General features: G+C 58.1%; 22 protein-coding genes and 1 other RNA gene. 10 read left to right on the top strand and 13 right to left on the bottom strand.

From position 1 onward, the window contains the following. Nucleotides 1-214: 214 nt before the first annotated feature. Both rnpB and rsmI read right to left on the bottom strand, forming a co-directional pair. Nucleotides 215-568: RNase P RNA component class A (gene rnpB / locus KGA85_RS26430), an RNA gene on the bottom strand. A 75-nt stretch (nucleotides 569-643) separates the two neighbouring features. Next, nucleotides 644-1,549 (bottom strand): 16S rRNA (cytidine(1402)-2'-O)-methyltransferase, encoded by a 906-nt coding sequence (gene rsmI / locus KGA85_RS26425; RefSeq protein WP_223458991.1) that lies wholly within the window; start codon nucleotides 1,547-1,549, stop codon nucleotides 644-646. Nucleotides 1,550-1,726: 177 nt separating this feature from the next. Between rsmI and KGA85_RS26420 the strand changes: the two genes are divergently transcribed. From KGA85_RS26420 to KGA85_RS26405, 4 genes are all read left to right on the top strand, one after another. Beyond that, nucleotides 1,727-3,538 (top strand): penicillin-binding protein activator, encoded by a 1,812-nt coding sequence (locus KGA85_RS26420; protein WP_223458989.1) that lies wholly within the window; start codon nucleotides 1,727-1,729, stop codon nucleotides 3,536-3,538. Beyond that, nucleotides 3,538-3,900 (top strand): YraN family protein, encoded by a 363-nt coding sequence (locus KGA85_RS26415; protein WP_008045939.1) that lies wholly within the window; start codon nucleotides 3,538-3,540, stop codon nucleotides 3,898-3,900. Before KGA85_RS26420 ends, KGA85_RS26415 begins: the two co-directional genes overlap by 1 nt. Nucleotides 3,901-4,004: 104 nt before the next feature. Continuing rightward, complete coding sequence (locus KGA85_RS26410) at nucleotides 4,005-4,598, top strand: phosphoheptose isomerase (RefSeq protein WP_223458987.1); 594 nt, start codon at nucleotides 4,005-4,007, stop codon at nucleotides 4,596-4,598. After that, a complete protein-coding gene (locus KGA85_RS26405; RefSeq protein ID WP_046041915.1) occupies nucleotides 4,595-5,173 on the top strand; it encodes a BON domain-containing protein in 579 nt (192 codons plus the stop codon). Before KGA85_RS26410 ends, KGA85_RS26405 begins: the two co-directional genes overlap by 4 nt. Before the next feature lie 51 nt (nucleotides 5,174-5,224). On the opposite strand, the gene KGA85_RS26400 is transcribed toward KGA85_RS26405, so the two are convergent. From KGA85_RS26400 to rplM, 7 genes are all read right to left on the bottom strand, one after another. After that, the gene (locus KGA85_RS26400) at nucleotides 5,225-5,638 is read right to left on the bottom strand and encodes a ClpXP protease specificity-enhancing factor (protein WP_007998247.1); all 414 of its coding nucleotides are present in this window, start codon (nucleotides 5,636-5,638) and stop codon (nucleotides 5,225-5,227) included. 16 nt (nucleotides 5,639-5,654) lie between these two features. After that, nucleotides 5,655-6,272, bottom strand: coding sequence for a glutathione S-transferase N-terminal domain-containing protein (locus tag KGA85_RS26395; protein ID WP_007905304.1), 618 nt, complete (start codon nucleotides 6,270-6,272; stop codon nucleotides 5,655-5,657). Nucleotides 6,273-6,422: 150 nt separating this feature from the next. Next, complete coding sequence (locus KGA85_RS26390) at nucleotides 6,423-7,205, bottom strand: cytochrome c1 (protein ID WP_223458985.1); 783 nt, start codon at nucleotides 7,203-7,205, stop codon at nucleotides 6,423-6,425. Next, nucleotides 7,205-8,416 carry a cytochrome b gene (locus KGA85_RS26385; RefSeq protein ID WP_008016686.1) on the bottom strand — a complete coding sequence of 404 codons (1,212 nt, stop codon included), beginning with the start codon at nucleotides 8,414-8,416 and terminating at the stop codon, nucleotides 7,205-7,207. The genes KGA85_RS26390 and KGA85_RS26385 overlap by 1 nt, the downstream gene beginning before the upstream one ends. Then, complete coding sequence (petA, locus tag KGA85_RS26380) at nucleotides 8,416-9,009, bottom strand: ubiquinol-cytochrome c reductase iron-sulfur subunit (protein ID WP_095943480.1); 594 nt, start codon at nucleotides 9,007-9,009, stop codon at nucleotides 8,416-8,418. Before petA ends, KGA85_RS26385 begins: the two co-directional genes overlap by 1 nt. 269 nt (nucleotides 9,010-9,278) lie before the next feature. Then, the gene (rpsI, locus tag KGA85_RS26375; protein WP_003228056.1) at nucleotides 9,279-9,671 is read right to left on the bottom strand and encodes a 30S ribosomal protein S9; all 393 of its coding nucleotides are present in this window, start codon (nucleotides 9,669-9,671) and stop codon (nucleotides 9,279-9,281) included. A gap of 14 nt (nucleotides 9,672-9,685) precedes the next feature. Then, on the bottom strand, nucleotides 9,686-10,114 hold the full coding sequence (gene rplM / locus KGA85_RS26370) for a 50S ribosomal protein L13 (RefSeq protein WP_007917032.1): 429 nt from the start codon (nucleotides 10,112-10,114) through the stop codon (nucleotides 9,686-9,688). Nucleotides 10,115-10,359: 245 nt separating this feature from the next. On the opposite strand from rplM, the gene KGA85_RS26365 reads away from it, so the two are divergent. Next, entirely contained in the window at nucleotides 10,360-11,400 is a 1,041-nt protein-coding gene (locus tag KGA85_RS26365) for an NADP(H)-dependent aldo-keto reductase (protein ID WP_223458983.1), read from the top strand. A gap of 103 nt (nucleotides 11,401-11,503) precedes the next feature. Here the strand turns inward: KGA85_RS26365 and KGA85_RS26360 are convergent, their stop codons facing one another. Further along, nucleotides 11,504-12,640, bottom strand: coding sequence for an acyl-CoA dehydrogenase family protein (locus KGA85_RS26360; RefSeq protein WP_160390377.1), 1,137 nt, complete (start codon nucleotides 12,638-12,640; stop codon nucleotides 11,504-11,506). 221 nt (nucleotides 12,641-12,861) lie between these two features. Between KGA85_RS26360 and KGA85_RS26355 the strand changes: the two genes are divergently transcribed. The 5 genes from KGA85_RS26355 (at nucleotide 12,862) to KGA85_RS26335 (ending at nucleotide 19,294) form a co-directional block, all read left to right on the top strand. Further along, nucleotides 12,862-13,782 (top strand): GlxA family transcriptional regulator, encoded by a 921-nt coding sequence (locus KGA85_RS26355; RefSeq protein WP_178120848.1) that lies wholly within the window; start codon nucleotides 12,862-12,864, stop codon nucleotides 13,780-13,782. A 235-nt stretch (nucleotides 13,783-14,017) separates the two neighbouring features. Then, nucleotides 14,018-15,928 (top strand): flavin monoamine oxidase family protein, encoded by a 1,911-nt coding sequence (locus tag KGA85_RS26350; protein WP_223459008.1) that lies wholly within the window; start codon nucleotides 14,018-14,020, stop codon nucleotides 15,926-15,928. A 207-nt stretch (nucleotides 15,929-16,135) separates the two neighbouring features. Continuing rightward, on the top strand, nucleotides 16,136-17,023 hold the full coding sequence (locus tag KGA85_RS26345; RefSeq protein WP_223458981.1) for a nitrilase family protein: 888 nt from the start codon (nucleotides 16,136-16,138) through the stop codon (nucleotides 17,021-17,023). A 16-nt stretch (nucleotides 17,024-17,039) separates the two neighbouring features. Further along, entirely contained in the window at nucleotides 17,040-18,233 is a 1,194-nt protein-coding gene (locus KGA85_RS26340) for a hypothetical protein (protein ID WP_223458979.1), read from the top strand. Between the two features lie 77 nt (nucleotides 18,234-18,310). Continuing rightward, nucleotides 18,311-19,294, top strand: a complete 984-nt coding sequence (locus KGA85_RS26335) for an asparaginase (protein WP_223458977.1) — start codon at nucleotides 18,311-18,313, stop codon at nucleotides 19,292-19,294. Nucleotides 19,295-19,385: 91 nt separating this feature from the next. On the opposite strand, the gene zapE is transcribed toward KGA85_RS26335, so the two are convergent. From zapE to KGA85_RS26320, 3 genes are all read right to left on the bottom strand, one after another. Beyond that, nucleotides 19,386-20,480 (bottom strand): cell division protein ZapE, encoded by a 1,095-nt coding sequence (zapE, locus tag KGA85_RS26330; RefSeq protein WP_223458975.1) that lies wholly within the window; start codon nucleotides 20,478-20,480, stop codon nucleotides 19,386-19,388. A 90-nt stretch (nucleotides 20,481-20,570) separates the two neighbouring features. Then, nucleotides 20,571-21,926 (bottom strand): tryptophan--tRNA ligase, encoded by a 1,356-nt coding sequence (locus KGA85_RS26325; RefSeq protein ID WP_223458973.1) that lies wholly within the window; start codon nucleotides 21,924-21,926, stop codon nucleotides 20,571-20,573. A gap of 24 nt (nucleotides 21,927-21,950) precedes the next feature. Beyond that, on the bottom strand, nucleotides 21,951-22,580 hold the full coding sequence (locus KGA85_RS26320; protein ID WP_223459006.1) for an alpha/beta hydrolase: 630 nt from the start codon (nucleotides 22,578-22,580) through the stop codon (nucleotides 21,951-21,953). Nucleotides 22,581-22,634 lie beyond the last annotated feature (54 nt).

Below are 22,634 nucleotides of genomic sequence, written 5' to 3'. Positions count from 1 at the left end.
CGATCACTACAAGCGCGGGCTAATCGATATCACAAAACCGCTTCTGCTGACGACCGTGTAACGAAGAAAACCGGTGCTGCGTGGAGTTTATGCGATCACTACAAGCGCGGGCTAATCGATATCACAAAACTGCTCCTTCTGACGATTGTGCAAGGAGGAAAATTGCTACCACCGACACACTCTGCCCAATAAATTAAGCAGAGAGGAGAAAAAGGTGGAGAGTCGATCTGTAAGCCGGGTTCTGTCTTGAACAGTCATTCGTCTACGATGGCCATCACTGGACATCTTTAGCAACCTACCCGGTCCCAGCGCGGGCCACGCCTTGGGACCCTATTTGGTCTTGCTCCAAGTGGGGTTTACCTAGCCACGAACTGTTGCCAGACGTGCGGTGCGCTCTTACCGCACCTTTTCACCCTTACCGGCGCCGAAGCGCTTAGGCGGTTATTTTCTGTGGCACTTTCCGTAGGCTCACGCCTCCCAGGCATTACCTGGCACTTCGCCCTATGGAGCCCGGACTTTCCTCCCCCCCCTAATTTTCATAGAGGGCAGCGACTGTCCGATCGACTCTCCGCCGCGAAGGTTACCGGCACAGCGCCCGAAGAACAAGCACCAAGCGCCATTGAGCATGCCTGCGCATCGGGTTTTACTCGCCCTTCTGCTGATCCAGCGCGATCTGGTACAGCACATTCTTTCGCTCGCCGGTGATTTGCGCCGCCAAAGCCGCCGCACGCTTGAGCGGCATTTCTTCGAGCAACAGGTTGAGGATGCGCATCGCCTCGCTGCTGACGGCACCTTCCTCTTCGGGCGCGGACCAGCCCGCCACCAGCACCACGCACTCGCCGCGCTGCTGATTGCTGTCCGACTCGACAAACTCGCGCAGCTCAGACAGCGGCAGCCCCTTGAGCGTTTCAAACGTCTTGGTCAGCTCACGGGCAAGCAGCGCCGGGCGCTCGGGACCGAACACCAGCTCCATGTCCTGCAGGCATTCAAGGATCCGATGCGGGGCCTCATAGAAGATCAATGTGCGAGGTTCTTCCTTTACCTGCTCGAGACGCGCACGCCGCCCCACCGCCTTGGCCGGCAGAAAACCTTCGAAAATGAAACGGTCGGAAGGCAGCCCTGCCGCCGACAACGCTGCAATCAACGCGCAGGCGCCCGGAACCGGCACTACATTGATGCCCGCCGCCCGGGCTTGCCGCACCAGGTGATAACCCGGATCGGAAATCAGCGGCGTCCCGGCGTCGGAGATCAACGCCACGTTGTCACCGGCAAGCAGACGAGTGATAAAGCGACTACCTTCATCCCGCTCGTTGTGCTCATGGCAGGCCGCCAATGGCGTTGAAATGCCGAAGTGTTGCATCAAGCGCTGGGAATGGCGGGTGTCTTCCGCGGCAATCAAGGCCACTTCACGCAGAATCTTCAGCGCCCGCGCACTGATGTCATCCAGGTTGCCGATGGGCGTCGCCACCACATAAAGCGAGCCAGCAGCGGAATTCAAAGCACCTGGAGCAGTCAAAGCGCACACCTCATGATCGGTAAAAGTCGCCATTGTAGCGCGTAGCGAAGCTCACGATACCCGCAAGCAAACGAGGTATCGGTGACCGTTTGTGCACTGGCGCAACATTTACACCAGCTAAATTGATCGATTCACGCCAGTAACATCGCGCCCCGGCCAGTGCTTGGGTACAATTCCACGCTAATTTGATCGAGTATCAGGAACGCTTACATGATCGCTTGCCTGCGGCTGTTATCTGCCCTCTGCCTCGCTGCCTTGCTGGCGGCTTGCGCCAGCTCGCCCTCCTCCAGCCTTGGCGAACTTCCACGGACACCGGACGCCAGTATCGAGCAACTGCTTGAGAAGGCCTCCCAAAGCAAATCACCGGAAGATGCCGCCCTGCTGCGCCTGAGCGCTGCCGACCTGGCCTATCGCCAGGGCAATGCCGGCCAGTCCGCGCAAATCCTGCAACAGGTTCCGATCGAACAGCTCAAGCCGGGCCCACAAGTTTTCGCCAGTACTCTGGCGGCGGAGCTGGCCATGACCCGCAATCAGCCCAAGGCCGCGCTGGCTGCCTTGAGCCATCCGAGCCTGCAACGCTTGAGCGAACTGCCCGTCGAACAACAGGTCCGCACCGGCACCGTTCACGCCCGCGCACTTGAAGCCGATGGCCAGACCCTCGCCGCCGCTCGCGAGCGCATTTTCATCGCCCCGATGCTAAAAGGTGAGGCCGCGAGCAAAAACCACGAAGCCATCTGGGTCCTGATCGCTTCGCTGCCAACCGATCAATTGCAGCCAAACACCAACGACGATCTCGGCGGCTGGATGGCCCTGGCGCTGGCCGTGAAATCCGCCGGCACCCTGGAGCAGCAACAAGCTGCCATTGAAAACTGGCGCGCGCGGAATCCAAAACACCCGGCAGCCATCCAATTGCCGCAGCCTCTGACCCAACTCAAGGAACTGGCCAGCCAGCCCCTGAACAAGATCGCCCTGCTTCTGCCTCAGGACGGCCCGCTGGCCTCGGTCGGCAAAGCACTGCGCGACGGCTTTATGGCCGCTCACTACCAGGCCCAACAGGCCGGGCAGAAACCACCCGCCATCGAGTTCTATGACAGCTCGCGCCTGACTTCCATGGACGAGTTCTACCGCAAGGCCCAGGCCGATGGCGTGCAACTGGTCGTCGGCCCGCTGGAGAAGCCGCTGGTCAAACAGCTGAGCTCTCGCCCGCAATTGCCGATCACCACCCTGGCACTGAATTACAGCGAGGGCGATCAAGGCCCGGCGCAGCTGTTCCAGTTCGGTCTTGCCGCTGAAGACGAAGCCCGCGAAGTGTCGCGCCGCGCTCGCGCCGACGGCCTGCATCGCGCAGCCATCATGGTGCCGAAAGGTGAATGGGGCGACCGCGTGCTCAAGGCATTCAGCCAGGATTGGCAAGCCAATGGCGGCACCATCGTCGCCACCGAACGCGTCGATCAGCCGGTCCAGTTGGCCCAGCAGATTGCCGACATGTTCCAGCTGCGTCAGAGCGAAGGTCGCGCCAAGAGCCTGCAAAGCACGGTTGGCTCGCAAGTCGCTGCCCAACCATCGCGCCGCCAGGACATCGAGTTCATTTTCCTCGCCGCAACACCGCAACAGGCCCAGCAGATCAAACCGACCCTGAACTTCCAGTACGCAGGCGATGTTCCGGTCTACGCCACCTCCCACGTGTTCAGCGCCAGCGGTGACGTCAACCAGTACAACGACATGAATGGCATTCGCTTCTGCGAGACGCCATGGTTGCTGGACGCCAATGATCCACTGCGCCGCCAGGTCACCGCCCAGTGGCCACAAGCCGCCGGCAGCCTGGGGCGCCTGTATGCCATGGGTGTGGACGCCTATCGTCTGGCGCCACGCCTGGGCCAGCTCAAGTCACTGCCAGACAGCCGCATCGACGGCGAGTCGGGCAGCCTTGGCATATCTCAGAGCCAGCGGGTCGTGCGCCAGTTGCCATGGGCCGAGTTCGCCAATGGCCAGGTTCAGCGCCTGCCGGACACCGCTCGCTGATGCCCGACAGGTCACGCCAGCAAAGCGGCAAGGATGCCGAGCGCCATGCGCTCGAGCATCTTCAGCAACAGGGTCTGCGCCTGCTGGCGCAGAACTGGTTGTGTAAACGCGGCGAGCTTGATCTGGTCATGCTAGATGGCGATACAGTAGTATTCGTTGAGGTCCGCTACAGAAAAAACACTCAATGGGGTGGCGCGCTCGATAGCATCGATGAGCGCAAACGGCAAAAACTGATTTTCGCCGCGCAATATTTTCTTCAGCGCGAGCCGCGCTGGGCCAATTCCCCTTGCCGCTTCGACGTGATTGCCATCGACAGCAACCTCGATCAGTTGAACTGGCTACAGAATGCCTTCGACGGCTGATCGCCGGCATTGCGAACCGGACACTATCACCCAACACTTTTGCTCTTTGCTTTGCGGGCTGCACGTTCACGTGCCGAACAGCCGCGCTACTTAAGGTCACACAGATGGACATGCAATCCCGAATTCGCCAGCTTTTTCAGGCCAGTATCGACACCAAGCGACAGGCGATGGAAGTACTTGCACCGCACATCGAGCAAGCCAGCCAGGTCATGGTCAACGCCCTGCTCAACGAAGGCAAAATGCTTTCCTGTGGCAACGGCGGCTCTGCCGGTGACGCCCAGCACTTCTCGTCCGAGCTGCTCAATCGCTTTGAGCGCGAGCGCCCGAGCCTGCCGGCCATCGCCCTGACGACCGACAGCTCGACGATCACCTCGATCGCCAACGACTACAGCTACAACGAAATCTTCTCCAAGCAGATCCGTGCGCTCGGCCAACCGGGCGATGTGTTGCTGGCCATCTCCACCAGCGGCAACTCGGCCAACATAATTCAAGCGATCCAGGCCGCACATGATCGCGAAATGATTGTCGTAGCATTGACGGGACGTGATGGCGGCGGCATGGCGTCGCTACTGTTGCCCGAGGACGTCGAGATTCGCGTACCGGCCAACGTCACCGCTCGTATTCAAGAAGTCCACCTGCTGGCGATCCATTGCCTTTGCGACTTGATCGACAGCCAATTGTTCGGGAGTGAAGAATGACCCCTAATCGCCTTGGCCTACTGGCCTTGACACTGTGCCTCGGCATCAGCGGCTGCACCTCGGTGGTGACCGCCAGCCGTGAAGCACCGATTGAAGATGACCGCGGTACTCGCACACTGGGCAGCAAGATCGACGATTCCCTGATCGACACCAAGGTTGGCGTGAACGTCGCCAAGGCCGACCCGGCCCTGGATAAGGATTCGCATATCGTCGTCACCAGCTTCAACGGTGTCGTGCTGCTCGCCGGGCAAACGCCACGCGCAGACCTCAAGGCCAAGGCCGAACAGGCCGCCGCCGCTGTCCAGCGCGTGAAACAGGTGCACAACGAACTGCAAGTCCTGCCGCCCTCCTCGTTGCTGGCCCGCCAGAATGACACCTGGCTGACCACCAAGATCAAGGCCCAGATGCTCACCGATGCAAACATCCCTGGTTCGCGCATCAAGGTTGTCACTGAAAACGGCATTGTCTACATGCTGGGCCTGCTGACCAAACAGGAAGCGGCACAGGCGACCAACCTGGTACAAGGCGTTTCCGGCGTACAGAAGATTGTGAAGTTGTTCGAGTACATCGACTGACCTGCAATCACGCGCAATAAAAAAGGCGATCCATCTGGATCGCCTTTTTTATTACTTCACCACTTTCAGACTGGGGCGACCGCTTGGACGCGGCGGCTCACTGTCGGGCGGCGGAAGATCGTCATCCGGTTCGATCTCGTCGTCCTCGCCCATCGGCGATTCCAGATCGAACACCATGCCCTGGCCATTCTCCCGGGCGTAGATACCCAGGATCGAAGCAATTGGCACGTACAAGGTGTGCGGCACGCCACCAAAGCGCCCCTCGAAACTGACCGCCTCGTTATCCATGTGCAAGTGACGCACGGCTTGTGGCGATACATTCAGGACGATCTGTCCGTCACTGGCAAACCCCTGAGGCACCTGCACCGACGGGTACTCGGAATTGACCAGCATGTGCGGGGTGCAATCGTTGTCCACAATCCACTCATAGAGCGCGCGGACCAGATAAGGTCGACTGGAGTTCATAGCGGCTCCTTAAGCCTTAGCGCATATCGCGTTCGACACCAGACAGACTTGCCTGGAAAGCCTCACGCGCAAACGAGCGCTCCATGTAATCAAGCAGCGGCTTGGCAGGCCGCGGCAGTTCTATACCCAAAATCGGCAATCGCCAGAGTATTGGCAATAGGCAGCAATCCACCAGACTTTGTTCCTCGCTGAGGAAAAATGGCTTGTCGGCGAACAACGGCGACACACCCGTCAGGCTTTCGCGCAGCTCTTTACGAGCGACAACGCGGGCTGCTTCCTTGGTCCGTGAATCCAGGATCAGATCCACCAGGCCACACCAGTCACGCTGAATACGATGAATCAGCAGACGACTGTTGGCACGCGCCACGGGATAAACCGGCAGTAGTGGCGGGTGCGGGTAACGCTCATCCAGATATTCCATCACCACAGTCGACTCCCACAACGCCAGGTCGCGATCGACCAGGGTGGGCAAGCTGCCGTAAGGGTTCACTTCAATCAGTTTAGGTGGCTGGCGACCAGCCTCCACGTAAATGATCTCGGCGCTGACACCCTTCTCTGCCAGTACGATGCGCACTCGGTGGGAATAGTGGTCGGCGGGGTCGGAGTAACAGGCCAACCGATTGGTCACGCCCATGGCGATCCTCCTCGCTTGTAGAAATTATCGAAAGCTCAAAAACGAGCGCGCCCAGAGGGCGCCTCCCGTAACGACTGGATTACCAGTTTCGCTACATCTTCAGAGGAGCCCTTGGGCGCGCGCGATTAACAGCAATAGCTTGAAGCTTTATCAGTGCACGTCTTTCCAGTATTCGCGCTTGAGCAGGTAAGCGAAGACGAAGAAGAACGCCAGGTACAACAATACGTACGTACCTATGCGCTGATGTTGCAGCTTAACCGGGTTAGCCGAGTAAGCCAGGAAGGTTACCAGATTCTTGACCTTCTCATCGAACTGCTCTTCAGTCAGAGCACCGCTTTTCGGCACGATGGTCAGTTGATCGCACGCTTCATGAGTCAATGGCGTGCCGGTCAACGGATCAAATTGCTTCTTGCCGTCTTCGACGATCTGAACCTGTTTGCAACCAACCACCTGGCGACCTTGCAGGCCGGCCAGGACGTTAGGCATACCCACGTTCGGGAAAACCTTGTTGTTCACACCCCATGGGCGCGCAGGATCTTCGTAGAACGACTTCAGGTAACCGTAGAGCCAGTCGGTGCCGCGTACACGGGCAACCAGGGTCAGGTCCGGCGGCGCTGCGCCAAACCAGGCCTTGGCGTCCGCTGGCTGCATGCCGATGCTCATGTGGTCGCCGATCTTGGCACCCGTGAACATCAGCTTCTCCAGCATCAACTCATGGGGAATGCCCAGGTCGTCGGCAACACGCTCATAGCGTTGGAACTTGGCACTGTGGCAACCCATGCAGTAGTTGGCGAACGTACGTGCGCCGTCCTGCATGGCTGCTTTATCCGAAACGTCGATGTCGACTTTTTCCAGCTCGGGGCCACCGTGCTCAGCTGCGAAAGCGAACACTGGCAACGCAGCAAGCATCAATACAGCAAATAGTTTTTTCATCAGCCAGTCACCCTTTCCGGAACCGGTTTGGTCTTCTCGAGCCTGGTGTAGAACGGCATCAGAATGAAGTAGGCGAAGTACAGGAAGGTACATACCTGCGACAGCAACGTACGCTCAGGGGTTGGGGCCAATACGCCCAGCACACCCAGGATCACGAATGCGATGCAGAACACCCAGAGCCAGATCTTGCTCAGCCAGCCCTTGTAGCGCATCGACTTGACCGGGCTACGGTCCAGCCATGGCAGGACGAACAGCACAGCAATGGCCGCGCCCATGGCGATAACACCCAGGAGCTTGTCCGGAATCGCACGCAAGATGGCGTAGAAAGGGGTGAAGTACCAGACCGGAGCGATGTGCTCTGGGGTCTTGAAGGCGTTCGCCACTTCAAAGTTCGGCTTTTCAAGGAAGTAGCCGCCCATTTCCGGGAAGAAGAACACGATCGAGCAGAAGATGAACAGGAACACCACCACGCCGACGATATCTTTCACGGTGTAGTACGGGTGGAAGGCAATGCCGTCCAGCGGTATGCCGTTTTCGTCCTTGTGTTTCTTGATGTCCACGCCGTCCGGGTTGTTCGAACCGACTTCGTGCAATGCCAGGATGTGCAACACCACCAGACCCAGGATAACGATCGGCAGGGCAACCACGTGCAGGGCGAAGAAGCGGTTCAGGGTAATACCGGAAATCAGGTAGTCACCACGAATCCACTGGGTCAGGTCGTTGCCGATGACCGGGATCGCACCGAACAGCGAGATGATCACCTGGGCACCCCAGTAGGACATCTGGCCCCAAGGCAGCAGGTAACCCATGAAGGCTTCAGCCATCAGCGCCAGGTAGATCAGCATGCCGAAGACCCACACCAGCTCACGCGGCTTCTGGTACGAACCGTAGAGCAGGCCACGGAACATGTGCAGATAGACCACGATGAAGAACGCCGAAGCGCCGGTGGAGTGCAGCAGACGCAGGATCGAGCCGTACTCGACGTCACGCATGATGTATTCGACGGAAGCGAACGCCTCTTCCGCCGACGGGTTGTAGCTCATGGTCAGCCAGACACCGGTGACGATCTGGTTGACCAGAACGAGCAGCGCCAGGGAGCCAAAGAAATAGAAGAAGTTGAAGTTCTTCGGAGCGTAATACTTGCTGAGATGGTCTTCCCACATCTTGGTGGCGGGAAAGCGCGCATCAACCCAATCCATGAACTTGCTCATCACGCTTTCTCCGTATCGACGCCAATGATAATAATTTCATCGGTCTCATAGGAATGCGGGGGAACTGGCAGGTTCAAAGGCGCAGGTTGCGACTTGTAGACGCGACCGGCCAGATCGTAGTGGGAACCGTGGCAAGGGCAGAAATAGCCGCCTACCCAGTCTTTACCCAGATCCGCAGGTGCCACTTCGGGACGGAAGGTCGGCGAGCAACCCAGGTGCGTGCAGATACCGATCAGCAGCAGGACCTCAGGCTTGATCGAACGGGTTTCCGGATCAACGTAAGTCGGTTGTGTCGAGTTCTTGGAGGTCGGGTCAGCGAGCTGGCCCTCGATCTTCTTCAGATTCCCCAGGATTTCCGGTGTACGGCGGACGATGAACACCGGCTGGCCGCGCCACTCAGCAATCATCTGCTGGCCTGGCTCGATTTTGCTGACATTCACTTTCACCGGTGCACCTGCGGCTTTCGCCTTGGCACTGGGAAACCATGACCCCACGAACGGGACCGCAGCCCCCACCGCTCCTGCAGCACCCACCACGGATGTGGCTGCTACCAAGAAGCGACGCCGGCCTGCATTCACGCCGTCATTGCTCATTCAGTCCTCTCCCATCAGCTTTGTGGCCTGTTAAATCAGGCATCTACTAAGTAAAACTATGTACTTATAAAAATTTTGCCGAATGGTAATGAAAAGCCCCAATTCTGACAAGGTAATTACCGGAGCCCATCACCCCCAAGCCTTGTAGTATAGGGCGTCTGCGGATGTGGCAAGTTGTCACAGCGCAATTCTTTGATAAATCGCAGACATAAAAAAACGCCCAGCTCCGTGAGGAAACTGGGCGTTCTTTTTTTGAACGTGAAAGCGAATTAACGCTTCGAGTACTGCGGACGCTTACGCGCTTTACGCAGACCGACTTTCTTACGTTCAACTTCACGAGCATCGCGGGTTACGAAGCCGGCTTTACGCAGGGCGCTGCGCAGAGTCTCGTCGTAATCCATCAGAGCGCGAGTGATGCCGTGGCGGATTGCGCCAGCCTGACCACTCACACCACCGCCGATCACGGTGACGTAGATGTCGAATTTCTCGACAGTCTCAGTCAGCTCCAGCGGCTGACGAACTACCATGCGGGCAGTTTCGCGGCCGAAGAAGTTATCCAGCGAACGGTTGTTGATGGAGATGTTACCAGTACCCGGACGCAGGAAAACGCGTGCGGTTGCGGTCTTGCGACGGCCAGTGCCGTAATTTTGAGTCGCCGACATAATGTACTATTCCGTTAAAACTTCAGTTCTTGGGGCTGCTGAGCAGTATGTGGGTGTGCAGCGCCCGCATAGACTTTCAGCTTACGGTACATGTCGCGACCCAGTGGGTTTTTAGGCAGCATGCCTTTAACCGCGGTCTCGATCACGCGCTCAGGGGCCTTGGCGATCAGCTTTTCAAAGTTGATCGACTTGATGCCGCCCGGGAAACCGGAGTGGGAGTAGTACATTTTGTCAGTGGTTTTAGCACCGGTAACACGGATCTGCTCAGCGTTGATTACGACGATGTAGTCGCCGGTGTCAACGTGAGGAGTGTACTCAGGCTTGTGCTTGCCACGCAGACGGCTCGCGATTTCGGTGGCCAGACGACCCAGGGTCTGACCAGCAGCGTCGACGACAAACCAGTCGCGCTTTACTGTTTCTGGTTTAGCAGTAAAAGTTTTCATTCTTTATAGCCTCAGGGGCCGCCCTGTAAATTAGACGGCGGATCTTACTGAATAGTGCGTACTTTGACAAGTCAAAGGCAGCCGGATACAGACGCTTTCGGGGGCTCGGGTCGGCGCGTCCGTTCAACGGCAAGATTCTTCGGCGGCGGCGCATCACTTCCACTGCAGAAAGAGGTGCGCAATTATGCAGATTGCGAAAAATAATTCAACCTGCTTTTATGATTGTTTTGCCCAAGGAGCACCCGATGGACTATCGCCAGCTAGGCCGAACCAATCTGAACGTGAGTGCCCTCTGCCTCGGAACCATGACCTGGGGCGAACAAAACAGCGAGGCAGACGCCTTCGCCCAGATTGAACGGGCCAAGAGTGCCGGGATCAACTTCATCGACACCGCCGAGATGTACCCGGTGCCGCCCAAGGCCGAAACCTACGCCACCACCGAACGCTACATCGGCAATTACTTCAAAAGCCGCGGCGACCGCGCCGACTGGATCCTCGCCAGCAAGATCGCCGGCCCCGGCAACACCATCGATTACATCCGCGATAAAAACCTGCGCCACAACCGCCAGCACATCAGCGAAGCGGTGGACGCCAGCCTCCAGCGCCTGCAGACCGATTACATCGACCTGTATCAATTGCACTGGCCGGAGCGCAGCACCAACTTCTTCGGGCAACTGGGCTACAAGCACAAGATCGAAGCCAACCTGACCCCACTGGAAGACACCCTCGAAGCACTGGACGAGCAGGTCCGCGCCGGCAAGATCCGCCACATCGGCCTGTCCAACGAGACGCCATGGGGCACCATGCGCTTCCTGGCCCTGGCCGAAGCCCGTGGCTGGCCACGCGCGGTGTCGATCCAGAATCCGTACAACCTGCTCAATCGCAGCTTCGAAGTCGGCCTGGCGGAAATCGCCATCCGCGAACAGTGCGGCCTGCTCGCCTATTCGCCGCTGGCGTTCGGTTTCCTGTCAGGTAAATACGAAGGTGGCGCCCGCCCGCCAAAAGGTCGCCTGAGCCTCTACAGCCGCTTCAGCCGCTATTTCAACCCGCAGTCGGAAGCAGCCTGCAGCCGTTATGTGGCCCTGGCTCGCGAGCACGGCCTGGACCCGGCACAAATGGCCCTGGCGTTCGTGACGCAGCAGCCATTCGTGACCAGCAACATCATTGGCGCGACGACGATGGGGCAACTGGAGAGCAACATCGCCAGTTTTGATCTGAAATTGTCGGAGGAGGTACTGGAAGGGATCGAGGCGATTCACAAGGATCACCCGAATCCGGCGCCATAACCCCCATTTGTAGGAGCGAGCTTGCTCGCGAAAAACCTGAGCACACCGTTGGGTGTCAGGCTTTCAACGTTATCGTTGACGACCATCGCGAGCAAGCTCGCTCCTACAATGACCTGGCGATGATCTCCTTCATGATCTCGTTCGTCCCGGCATAGATCCGCTGCACCCGCGCATCCGCCCATGCCCGCGCGATCGGGTACTCCCACATGAACCCGTAACCACCGTGCAACTGCACACACTCGTCGAGCACCTTGCATTGCAGGTCGGTGCCCCAGTACTTGGCCATCGCCGCCGTCGGCACGTCGAGCTTGCCTTGCAGGTGCAGTTCCAGGCAACGGTCGACGAAGACCCGGCCGATCTGGATTTCCGTGGCCATCTCCGCCAGTTTGAACCGGGTGTTCTGGAAATCCGCGATCGACTTGCCGAACGCTTTGCGCTCGCGGGTGTAGTCCAGCGTCCATTGCAGTGCCGCTTCCGCCGAAGCCAGCCCGCCAATGGCCACTGTAAGGCGCTCCTGGGGTAATTCCTGCATCAGGTAGGCAAAACCCATCCCTGCCTGACCCAGCAGGTTTTCCTTGGGCACACGCACGTCCTGGAAGAACAGCTCCGAGGTGTCCTGAGCCTTCATCCCGACCTTCTCGAGTCGCTTGCCCTTGTCGAAGCCCGGAGTATCGGCTTCCACCAGAAACAGACTGGTGCCCTTCGCGCCGGCCTTCGGATCGGTCTTGGCGACGACGATCACCAGATCGGCCAGGTAGCCGTTGGTGATAAAGGTTTTCGAGCCGTTGATCACGTACTCATCGCCATCGAGCACGGCTGTGGTTTTCACCCCTTGCAGATCGGAACCGGCGCCCGGTTCGGTCATGGCGATCGCGGTGACCATCTCGCCGGACACCAGTTTCGGCAGGTATTTATGCTTCAGCGCTTCACTGCCGTAATGCAGGATGTACGGCGCCACAATATCCGAATGCAGGGAAAAACCGATACCGGTCAGGCCCAGTCGCCCCACTTCTTCGATCACCACCGCGCTGTAGAGAAAGTCCGCCCCCAGGCCGCCGTACTCCTCCGGCAAGTGCGAGCAAAGCATCCCCGCCTCCCCTGCCTTGTTCCACAGCTTGCGGTCGATATAGCCCTGTTTTTCCCATTGCCCATGGAACGGCACCGCCTCTTTTTCGAGGAACGTCCGCACGCTGTCGCGGAAAAGCTCGTGCTCGGAACTGAACAGGGTTCTGGGGATCATGCGGCACCTTTTCTTTGTTTTTAGAAGGAGTTGACCTAAAGAGACTATGCCTCGCTTCCGATACAGGACACTGGACACATCCGACAAAAAATAAGACGATCCAGCCGTCTGGTGACCACTTCCCCCTATAAAAATAAAGTTGAATTATGTCTAACCAAGCCTCCACGCCCCTGCGGCGCGTCAGCATCCTGGCCATCGACCGGGTTTTCGCTTCCACCCTCATGCAAGCCAAGGATTTCTTCCACCTCGCCAGCCTGCGCTACGGCAAACAGCTGGGCCAGGGCCTGACACCGGCGTTCGAAACCCGCCTGGTCAGCCCCGATGGCAAACCGGTCAACACCTTCAGCGATGTGATGATTCCGGTGGATGGCGGGCTGGAAAACGCCGACATCATCGTTCTTCCCGCGTTCTGGGACGATTTCGACAGCCTCTGCAAGCGTTACCCGCAAGTCCTGCCCTGGTTGCGCCAGCAACATGCGCGCGGCGCCGTACTGTGCGGCGAGGCCACCGGTGTTTTCTGGCTGGCCGAAGCCGGGCTGCTCAATGGCAAAGAAGCGACCACCTACTGGCGCTTCTTCAATGCCTTCGCCGAACGCTTCCCCCAGGTCCAGCTCAATCAGGACAAGCACCTGACCGACGCCGATAACCTGTACTGCGCCGGCGGCACCACCTCGGCGTGCGATTTGTACATTTACCTGATCGAGCGCTTCTGCGGCGCCAATGTGTCCCAGGCCGTGGCGCGGGACATTCTGTATGAAGTGCAGCGCAGCTATTCACCGGGACGGATTGGATTCGGCGGGCAGAAGCTGCACCAGGACGTGATCATCCTGCAGATCCAGCACTGGCTCGAAGAACACTTCGCCGACAAGTTCCGTTTCGAAGACGTCGCCCGCGAACACGGCATGAGCATCCGCAACTTCATGCGCCGCTTCCAGACCGCCACCGGCGACAAGCCATTGCATTACCTGCAACGCCTGCGCATCGAAACCGCCAAGGGCTTGCTGTCCGGCAGCCGCAAGAGCATCAAGACCATCAGCTATGAAGTTGGTTATGACGATGCGAGTTTCTTCGCACGACTGTTCCGCCAGCATACGGAGTTGTCGCCGAACCAGTATCGGCAGCAGTTTCAGCAGGCTGCATAGCCAAACACCAACCGAATGTGGGAGCGAGCCTGCTCGCTCCCACATAGAACCTTGCGCCGGCCACGCAGTTCTTTTCGCTGTGCATTTTCCTACGCAAAAAGCGGAATACAGAGCGCCGGAGAACCCAACCCGGCCCACAGACGCAGCCCCTTAAAAACTTCAACATCTTCCCTGCAAACACCATCAGGGAAGATCAACCATGACTATCGGATAAAGCTACAACTACCCTTCATACATCGCCAAGGAGGCCGCCCGAACAAAGCGCTCGGCTAAAAACAAATGGGCGGCTCGCTTTCCCAATCCTCCGGATTTGTGCTTTGACTATCGTGCACTGGTAGAACAGGAAAACGGCATCGCCAGGGCAACTGACCCGCAACATAAAATCTGCATCATCGGCGCCGGCGTCACAGGCTTGACCGCCGCCAGAGAACTCTATCGCTGCGGCTTTACCCATATCACTCTCATCGAACAATCCAGACGCATCGGTGGCAGGCATCTGACCGTTCCCGGTAGCCGAAACTCGGCAGAAAGCCATACACCGTTTGAAATGGGCGCCATGCGCATGCCCTTCTTCAACCGGGCGGATGAGCCACCGACAGAAGGTCGGTCGCTGATGGCTTACTACGCCAATCAATTTGAATTGGCGTTTTCAGACTTCGCCAACCCCGGTAGCCAATGGGTTAACTCGACAGGCATCTATCTCCGGGAGGGCAGCATGGGCGGCGGATCGGCGTCGCAAATGTTGATATGGAAAAACGAAGACGGCGTCACACCGCCTCCCGGCGATGAATTGCAAAAGGTTTATTCCAAGTGGAAAGCCTTTGCCGATCGCATGACCCGCCACGTTGCTGAGCTCTATGCGAGCCAGGAATGGGAAGCCATATGGGCTTCTATCGTTGAAAAATACGAGAGTGTCTCGTTCCGCGACCTGGTCAGCATGCCAGCACTGGAAGCTTGGGATGGCCGCTCACCCGGAGATTTCGGCGGAATGGGAATGTCTGCGCAAGAGTCCGCAATTTTTTACGCGATAGGTATAGGTGATGGTAGCTGGGGAGCTTTTTACGACGTCTGCTGCCTCTACCCTCTGCGTACCGCGATTTTCGGTTTCAGCAGCCAATTGCAACTGATCCATGGTCGAGTGGACTCAAACGGCGATCCACTGGATTCGCCCTACCTGAATAGCGAAACCGTTTTTGACTCAATGGGGCAGAGCTTCGACAGGCCCCGCTACATCGGCCTCGCCGCTTTGGACGAATGCCTGCTGTTTGTGAAAACCGAAGAAACCGGAAAGTCCATCTACGAACATTGCCTAGAAAGAAGCAATGGGCTTCTCACCGACTCATCCGTCACAAAACTGGAAAAGCTGACCAATCAAAAAATACGCGTCTATTACAACTGGAAACACAGTCAACCCGAGCAAATCCAGGAGCAATTTGATGACTTTGACTCGGTCATCATGACACTACCCTCCTGGCTGATTGAAACTCGAATCAAGCTCGAAAATTTCACCCGGGAGATGCTGCCTTTCGAGACGATTAACGCCTACAAAACCGCACACTGGGAAACTAGCTGCAAAGTGTTTGCACCGCTGAAAAAATCATTTCTCTCGAAAAACAAAAACATCCCACAAGCCATCGTAACCGACAGTTTTATCCACGATGTCTATACCTACCGCTACAACGACAATTACAGCTATGACTGCATCCTGCTGAGTTATACCTGGGAAGATGACGCAACCAAGCTCGCCTCATTCAGCGATAAGGAGCTGGTATCAAAATGCGCCGAAGAGCTGGATCGCATACTCATGAACTCTGCCAACATCCAGGAAAAAATCTCTCCCTACATCGGCATTGATCAAGCAGTGGTTCAGCGTTGGATCACTGATAAAAATGCCCTGGGCTGTGCCAAGCTTTACCGACCGGGCACCTACTACGATGCCGTCGGCCTGATGAAGTACAACCGGGACTTTGCTCATGTATCAGGCTTGTATTTGTCCGGCGAGTCATTTTCCGTCGATGCCGGTTGGACGGAGCCATGTTTTCGCGGTGCTGTCGATGCAGTGATTCATATCTGCAACAAAACCGCCGCGACCTTCAATGGCGGATTTTCCTTGAGCGACTACCCGCACTACCAACTCAAAATCTGATCACATCCCCGTTCCAGAGCCATGCACGCAATACATGGCTCTACCTCTCGCGCCGGCTACCCACTGCCATCAAACATCACACTGATCCATTTTAGGACAAGGACTACGACCTAAACGGAAGTAGCTGACTTACACCCCATTCCTGATACCCCTTTTATACACACGCCATTTAACAGCTTGAAGAACAATAAAAAGAGGAACGACGGAATGACTGAGCCAACAAGCCCTGTTCGTGTAGCAGTCGTGCAATTCGATCCACAAGTCGGCATCGAGAAATGTGTAGGTAATCTGCGTCGCAGCCTGGAATTGGCACTTGAAGCGGTAAACGGCGGTGCGAATCTCATCGTTCTGCCCGAGCTTTCCAATACTGGCTATTTCTTCAGTAATCGACAGGATGCCTTTGCCCACGCAGAAGCGGTTCCCGACGGGCCAAGCGTGCAGTGCTGGATCGACTTCGCCCGCGAACACAACGTTTACCTCGTGGCCGGTCTGGTCGAACGCGACGGCATGCGACTCTTCAACACCGGCGTTCTGGTGGGACCAGACGGTTTTATCGGCAAGTACCGCAAAGCCCATTTGTGGAATCTGGAGAAGCTCTGGTTCACCCCCGGCGACCTGGGTTTCCCGGTTTTCGACACACCGATCGGCCGCATCGGGCTGTTGATCTGCTGGGACATCTGGTTCCCGGAAGTGCCACGGATCCTCGCCCAGCAAGGCGCAGACATCATTTGCAGCCTGAACAACTGGGTCTGGACACCGCCGCCGCTGTTCGACGATGCCGGTAAGTGCATGGCGTCGTATCTGACGATGACCGCCGCTCACGTCAACAACGTGTTTATCGCTGCCGCCAGCCGGATCGGCGAGGAGCGCGGCGCGCGCTACCTGGGTTGCTCGTTGATTGCCGGAACCAACGGCTGGCCGATTGGCGCCGTGGCTTCGGCAGACAGGCAGGAAATCCTGTTTGCCGATGTTGACCTGACCAGCTCCCGCAGTGCGCCCATCTGGAACAACCTGAACGATCTGCATCGCGATCGCCGAGCCGATCTTTACGATCAGATGCTCGGCTACACCCAACACCCTTGCCTCCCACGTTGATCAGGAGGGCTATCGCATGGAAGTTACAACCGACAAAAACCAACCATCGCGTAAATCACCGATTGATACAGCCGTCGTCCTGATAATGATCGGCGCGACACTGCTGATCGTCTGGCTTTCTTTCAGCAACCGGACTTTCTGGGGAGCACATTGGCCCGGGTACGGCGACATGGTATCGCTGCTACCCGAACCGAGTGCCTGGTTGCGTTGGGTGTTAGGCGACATCAGCGAGGTGGCTTTCTACAAGCACGAGTTCGCCTCGATCGGCCTGCTGGCGGGCGCTTATCTGGCTTACTGGGCGAATCGAACGGGGAAATCCTGGCAAGGGTTTGCCATCTCCTATGGAACGGGACTTTGGCCCTGGCTGGTCACCAGTTCGTTGCTCGGGCTGCTGCTGAGCAATCTGCTGTGGGGCTGGACGGTGACAGCCACAACCTGGCAACCCACATTCGTAGCATTCGTCTCGCTGCCAGCGGCGATGGTGCTCATGTTTGGCGGAGGCTGGAGGGTCACGATCAACGGCGCACTCATGGGCGCCGTACTCGTCACACCGATGTGCCTGTTGATCGTCAACTACGTGTGCCAACCGCTGGCCTTGCCTGCAGTGATTGGCAATGTGCTGGGCATGGCGGTTGCCAGCATCCTGGCGTTTCTGTTCTGCCGCTATTGGCCGAACCTGGTGAAATCCAGGTCGTCGGAAACGCCACCCGCCTCGATCGCCCCCGCCAAGGCGCCCGACTATGGCGTCACCTGGAGCCTGCGCCGGATTCTGGCGGACTTTTCCGAAGCACCGTTCTTCGGCAATGAGCTGGCCAGCCTTGGCCTGATACTGGGTGCAGTGCTGGCATACAGCTTGAACCCTTCAAGCCCCGCGTACGGATCGGGCCTGTTGCTGCACATCATCGGCGCGCAGGCATTGGCCTCGGCAATCGGCGTGCTGATCTGGCGTCAACAATGGATGTTGCGCGGCTGGTATCCCACTTACATCCCGCTGGTTTCAGTGGTGCCCGCGGCGATCCTGGCCTATGGCGGCAGCTGGCAGATTATCGTCTCAAGTGCACTGCTGGGGGCATTACTCGCACCACCGCTGGCCTGTGTGATTGCCAGGAAATTACCGGCCGACATGCACGCCTACATCGCTAATGTACTGTCGATGGCCATCAGCACACTGCTGATCGTGCCGCTGATCGGTTTTTTGATCGCTGATTAATGCCCCAGCCATTCGGCTGTATCGCGGCCTCAAAAGCGGATACAGCCACTTTTCATTACAAACAAGCGAGGTATCCCATGGACCTGCCCAAACTGTCCATCGCGGCACTTGGCGGCACGGTAAGCATGCAAGCGAGCAATGCCGGTGAAGGCGTCATCCCGACCGTCAGCGGCGAAGCCCTTCTGACTTCCATACCGGAACTGACGACACTGGCCGGAGTGACCGTCGAGACCCTCGGCCTGCTGCCCAGTGCGTCCCTGGATTTCGAGTTTTTGCTGAACGTATTGTCCTGGGCTGAGTTTCAGGTCAAACAGGGCGCCGTTGGGGTCGTGATAACCCAGGGCACCGACACCCTCGAGGAAGCCGCGGTGTTTTTGGATTACCTGTGGCCCTACGACACCCCCTTGGTACTGACCGGTGCCATGCGTTCCGCAGCGCAGCCAGGTGCCGATGGACCGGCCAATCTGCTGGATGCATGTCGCGTTGCCTTGGCGCAGAACAGCCGGCAGCGCGGTGTCCAGGTCGTGATGAACGGACAGATTCATCAAGCGTGCAGCGTACGCAAAACCGATTCGCTGGCATTGCAGGCGTTTTCCTCTCCGGTCGTGGGGCCCGCGGGCCTACTGTTGGAAGACCGTGTTCGCTACCTGCGCCCGCCGGGGCCGCGCACGGTATTACCGTTGCCACAACAGACCACACAGAAGGTTGCGCTGCTTGAGGCCTCACTTTCGGCCGACACCCTGCTACTGGAAAATATTCTCGTACTCGATTACGACGGGCTGGTGATCGGCGGTTTCGGCGCCGGCCACATCTCGCAGCGCTGGGCGACAATGATTGAGCATATTGCCAAACGAATCCCCGTGATCATTGCGACCCGAACCGGCTCCGGCTCCACCGCACGATCCTCTTACGGTTTTAGCGGTGGTGAAATGGACTTGATCCGCAAGGGGGCATCGATGGCGGGTTTTCTATGTCCGCGAAAAGCCAGAATTCTGCTTTGGCTGCTGCTTGGTTGCCAACGGCAGCACGAGCTTGCGCAGTATCTCAACGAAGACATTTGACTTCAAAACAATGTACAAACCTGTGGGCGGAGGATTTGCGCTGACAAAAAAGGCCTGCAAACGCAGGCCTTTTTTTACTTTCCGAATCGTCCTACGGCTTGTGCGCCCGGGCCAGGAATTCGTGGGATTGCATTTCCAGCAGACGGCTGAGGGTTCGCTGGAACTCGAAGTTCAGGCGACCACCTGTGTACAGGTCTTTAAGCTCGACTTCGGCAGAAATGATCAGTTTCACGTTACGATCGTAGAACTCGTCGACCATGTTGATGAAGCGTCGGGCGATGTCGTCGGTGGTGACGCTCATCTGCTCGACATCGCTGAGCAGCACGGCGTGGAAGATCTTGCCCAGTTCGATGTAGTCGTTCTGGCTGCGCGGGCCGTCGCACAGTTCACGGAAGTTGAACCAGGCCACGTCATCGCAGGTGCGCAGGGCACGAATTTCACGGTTTTCGATCATCAGCACGTCATTTTCGACCGCCGCCGTGCACTCCGGTGTCAGCGCACGGAAGCTCTTGCGCAGGCTTTCGTTGGCGGCCGCATCGAGTGGATAGTGGAACAGTTCGGCTTGTTCGAGGTGACGCAGACGATAGTCGACGCCGCTGTCGACGTTGACGATCTCGGTATTCTGCTTGATCAGCGCAATGGCCGGCAGGAAGCGCGCGCGTTGCAGGCCGTCCTTGTACAGACCGTCCGGCACGATGTTCGACGTCGCGACCAGGGTCACGCCGTTCTTGAACAGTTCTTCCATCAGGGTGCCAAGGATCATGGCGTCGGTGATGTCGGAAACGAAGAATTCATCGAAGCAGATGACCCGGGCTTCGGTGGCGAAACGCTTGGCGATGATGGTCAGCGGGTTTTTCTCGCCGCCCAGGGTTTTCATCTCTTCGTGCACGCGCTTCATGAAGCGGTGGAAGTGTGTACGGGTCTTTTCCTTGAAGGGCAGCGCTTCAAAGAAGGTGTCCACCAGGTAAGTCTTGCCGCGACCTACGCCGCCCCAGAAATACAGGCCCTTGACCGGGGTCTGATCCTTCTTGCCAAACAACTTGCCCAGCAGGCCCGGCTTGCTTTGCTCGGCCGCGACCAGGTCGTCGTACAGCTGCTGCAAATGACGCACGGCAGTTTCCTGTGCGGCGTCATGGAAGAATTCCGGGCGTTTCAGATCAGCTTGATATCGTTCTAGGGGCGTCATAATTCGTTAGCAAGGCAACAAAAACGGGCCGACACTGTAGCGACGGCCCCGAGGAATGGCAATCGGCCCTTGGTCGGGCCGAACCGTTGTTTATTCCTGAACCGGCGTCAGGGCAATGCGCAAGGCTTCGATAGCCGCGTCGCGTGCGGTGCTGTCGGCGAAGGCCGGGCTGTCGGCAACGCACTCGCCTTCCAGCCAGACGCTGAAGCTCAGGTCTTCACTGCGCACGTCCAGATCCTGGCCCGCTTGCAGTTGCTTGGTCACTTGCCCCGCGGTTTTACCGTCGGCGAAGTTGCGCGACAGCAGCAGTTGTTCGCCATCGGCCGCCAGCAGACGGAAGCGGAAACTGCCGTCGTCTTCACGGAAGCTGACAAAACGTGCAGCCTTCACGGCTTTCTTCTTGGTGGTGGCCGCCACTTGAGTCTGGGCAACGAAGGAGCGCAGGCCCACCGCTTCACGCAGTTCGTTGAGGAAGGGTGTCGCTACCGAACGGGCTTTTTTCGCGCCGTGCTGCAGGATGTCTTCCAGATCCGCCGGGCGCTCGATCAGCTGGTTATAACGCTCGCGGGACTCGCCCAATTCGTTGTCAAGCAGTTGGAACAGACGATTCTTCGCCTCACCCCAACCCAGGCCCTGCAACAGTTCGCTGCGGAACTCGTCGGCTTGCGCCGGGGTGGCGAACGCCTGGAACAGGGTGAACAGGTGCGAGTTGTCCGGATCTTTGGCTTCGCCCGGCGCGCGGGAGTCGGTGACGATCCGCGAAATCGCGTCCTTCATCTCTTTGGCGCTGCTGAACAGTGGAATGGTGTTGTCGTAGCTCTTCGACATCTTGCGGCCATCCAGGCCCGGCAACGTGGCGACGCTCTCTTCGATCAACGCCTCGGGCATGGTGAAGAACTCTTTGCCCTGGCCAAACAGGTGGTTGAAACGCTGGCCGATGTCCCGCGCCATTTCCACGTGCTGGATCTGGTCGCGACCGACCGGCACCTTGTGCGCATTGAACATCAGGATGTCCGCGGCCATCAGCACCGGGTAACTGTACAGGCCCATGGTGATGCCGGCGTCCGGGTCTTCACCGGTCTCGACGTTCTTGTCCACCGAAGCCTTGTAGGCGTGGGCGCGATTGAGCAGGCCCTTGGCGGCAACGCAGGTCAGCAGCCAGGTCAGTTCGGGGATTTCCGGGATGTCGGACTGGCGGTAGAAGGTCACGCGGTCGACATCCAGGCCACCGGCCAGCCAGGTCGCAGCGATTTCCAGACGCGAGCGCTGGATGCGCAGCGGGTCATCGCACTTGATCAGGGCGTGGTAGTCGGCCAGGAAGTAGAACGAATCGGCATTGCTGTCACGGCTGGCGACGATCGCCGGGCGGATGGCGCCAGCGTAGTTGCCCAGGTGCGGCGTGCCGGTGGTGGTGATGCCGGTGAGGATACGGGTACGAGTCGTCATGGGTAATCGCTTGTCAGACTGCAATCAATTCGAGAGACGCGGCAGGATCAGATCCTTGAGATCGGTCAGCTTGCCATGAAAAAAGTGTCCGCATTCTGCCACTTTCAGCAGCTCATGGGGACGTTCGAGCTTGTCGGACCACTCGTAAACGACTTGTGGATCGATCACTTCGTCGGTTTCCGGCTGGATCAGGGTCAGTTCGCCGTGCTGCGGCAGCTGATCCTGATCGCCCAGGCGCATGACCGCCGGCGCGACCATGAACAGGTGCTTGAGCTGTTCGCCCTTCGCTTCCAGACGTCCGCCGAGACTTGCTGCAACAAATCCACCGAAGGAGAAACCGAACAGGGTCAGCGGCAATTCCGGGTGTCTGGCGCGAAACCATTCGGCCACAGCCTGGGCATCATCGACTTCACCGGTGCCCATGTCGTGGGAGCCTTCGCTGGCGCCGACGCCACGGTAGTTGAAGCGCAAGGTGATCAAACCGGCATCACGCGCGGTGCGCTGCAGGGTCGAGACCACTTTGTTGAGCATGGTGCCGCCCTGCACCGGGTTCGGATGGCAGATGAGCGCGAGGCCACGCGGCTGCTCGTTGTCCAGGTACAGTGCTTCCAGTTGACCCACCGGGCCATCAATCACTACAGGGGTTTCACGCATAAGCAAGGAAGGAACTCCGTGACCTCGGATCAGGTCGACTCGTCTAGCAAATTG

Origin of the sequence: Pseudomonas sp. GL-B-12, from assembly GCF_019955895.1 — a bacterium.
In the GTDB taxonomy this organism is placed as follows: domain Bacteria; phylum Pseudomonadota; class Gammaproteobacteria; order Pseudomonadales; family Pseudomonadaceae; genus Aquipseudomonas.
This window is presented reverse-complemented; position numbering and strand designations above follow the sequence as displayed.

Coding starts and splice junctions, on each gene's coding strand:
- KGA85_RS26410 (WP_223458987.1), top strand. CDS start 4,005: ATGGACATGCAATCCCGAATTCGCCAGCTTTTTCAGGCCAGTATCGAC.
- KGA85_RS26395 (WP_007905304.1), bottom strand. CDS start 6,272: ATGGGCGTGACCAATCGGTTGGCCTGTTACTCCGACCCCGCCGACCAC.
- KGA85_RS26335 (WP_223458977.1), top strand. CDS start 18,311: ATGGACCTGCCCAAACTGTCCATCGCGGCACTTGGCGGCACGGTAAGC.
- KGA85_RS26365 (WP_223458983.1), top strand. CDS start 10,360: ATGGACTATCGCCAGCTAGGCCGAACCAATCTGAACGTGAGTGCCCTC.
- rpsI (WP_003228056.1), bottom strand. CDS start 9,671: ATGTCGGCGACTCAAAATTACGGCACTGGCCGTCGCAAGACCGCAACC.
- KGA85_RS26415 (WP_008045939.1), top strand. CDS start 3,538: ATGCCCGACAGGTCACGCCAGCAAAGCGGCAAGGATGCCGAGCGCCAT.
- zapE (WP_223458975.1), bottom strand. CDS start 20,480: ATGACGCCCCTAGAACGATATCAAGCTGATCTGAAACGCCCGGAATTC.
- KGA85_RS26320 (WP_223459006.1), bottom strand. CDS start 22,580: ATGCGTGAAACCCCTGTAGTGATTGATGGCCCGGTGGGTCAACTGGAA.
- KGA85_RS26345 (WP_223458981.1), top strand. CDS start 16,136: ATGACTGAGCCAACAAGCCCTGTTCGTGTAGCAGTCGTGCAATTCGAT.
- KGA85_RS26355 (WP_178120848.1), top strand. CDS start 12,862: ATGCAAGCCAAGGATTTCTTCCACCTCGCCAGCCTGCGCTACGGCAAA.
- KGA85_RS26325 (WP_223458973.1), bottom strand. CDS start 21,926: ATGACGACTCGTACCCGTATCCTCACCGGCATCACCACCACCGGCACG.
- KGA85_RS26400 (WP_007998247.1), bottom strand. CDS start 5,638: ATGAACTCCAGTCGACCTTATCTGGTCCGCGCGCTCTATGAGTGGATT.
- rsmI (WP_223458991.1), bottom strand. CDS start 1,549: ATGGCGACTTTTACCGATCATGAGGTGTGCGCTTTGACTGCTCCAGGT.
- KGA85_RS26420 (WP_223458989.1), top strand. CDS start 1,727: ATGATCGCTTGCCTGCGGCTGTTATCTGCCCTCTGCCTCGCTGCCTTG.
- KGA85_RS26360 (WP_160390377.1), bottom strand. CDS start 12,640: ATGATCCCCAGAACCCTGTTCAGTTCCGAGCACGAGCTTTTCCGCGAC.
- KGA85_RS26340 (WP_223458979.1), top strand. CDS start 17,040: ATGGAAGTTACAACCGACAAAAACCAACCATCGCGTAAATCACCGATT.
- KGA85_RS26390 (WP_223458985.1), bottom strand. CDS start 7,205: ATGAAAAAACTATTTGCTGTATTGATGCTTGCTGCGTTGCCAGTGTTC.
- petA (WP_095943480.1), bottom strand. CDS start 9,009: ATGAGCAATGACGGCGTGAATGCAGGCCGGCGTCGCTTCTTGGTAGCA.
- rplM (WP_007917032.1), bottom strand. CDS start 10,114: ATGAAAACTTTTACTGCTAAACCAGAAACAGTAAAGCGCGACTGGTTT.
- KGA85_RS26405 (WP_046041915.1), top strand. CDS start 4,595: ATGACCCCTAATCGCCTTGGCCTACTGGCCTTGACACTGTGCCTCGGC.
- KGA85_RS26385 (WP_008016686.1), bottom strand. CDS start 8,416: ATGAGCAAGTTCATGGATTGGGTTGATGCGCGCTTTCCCGCCACCAAG.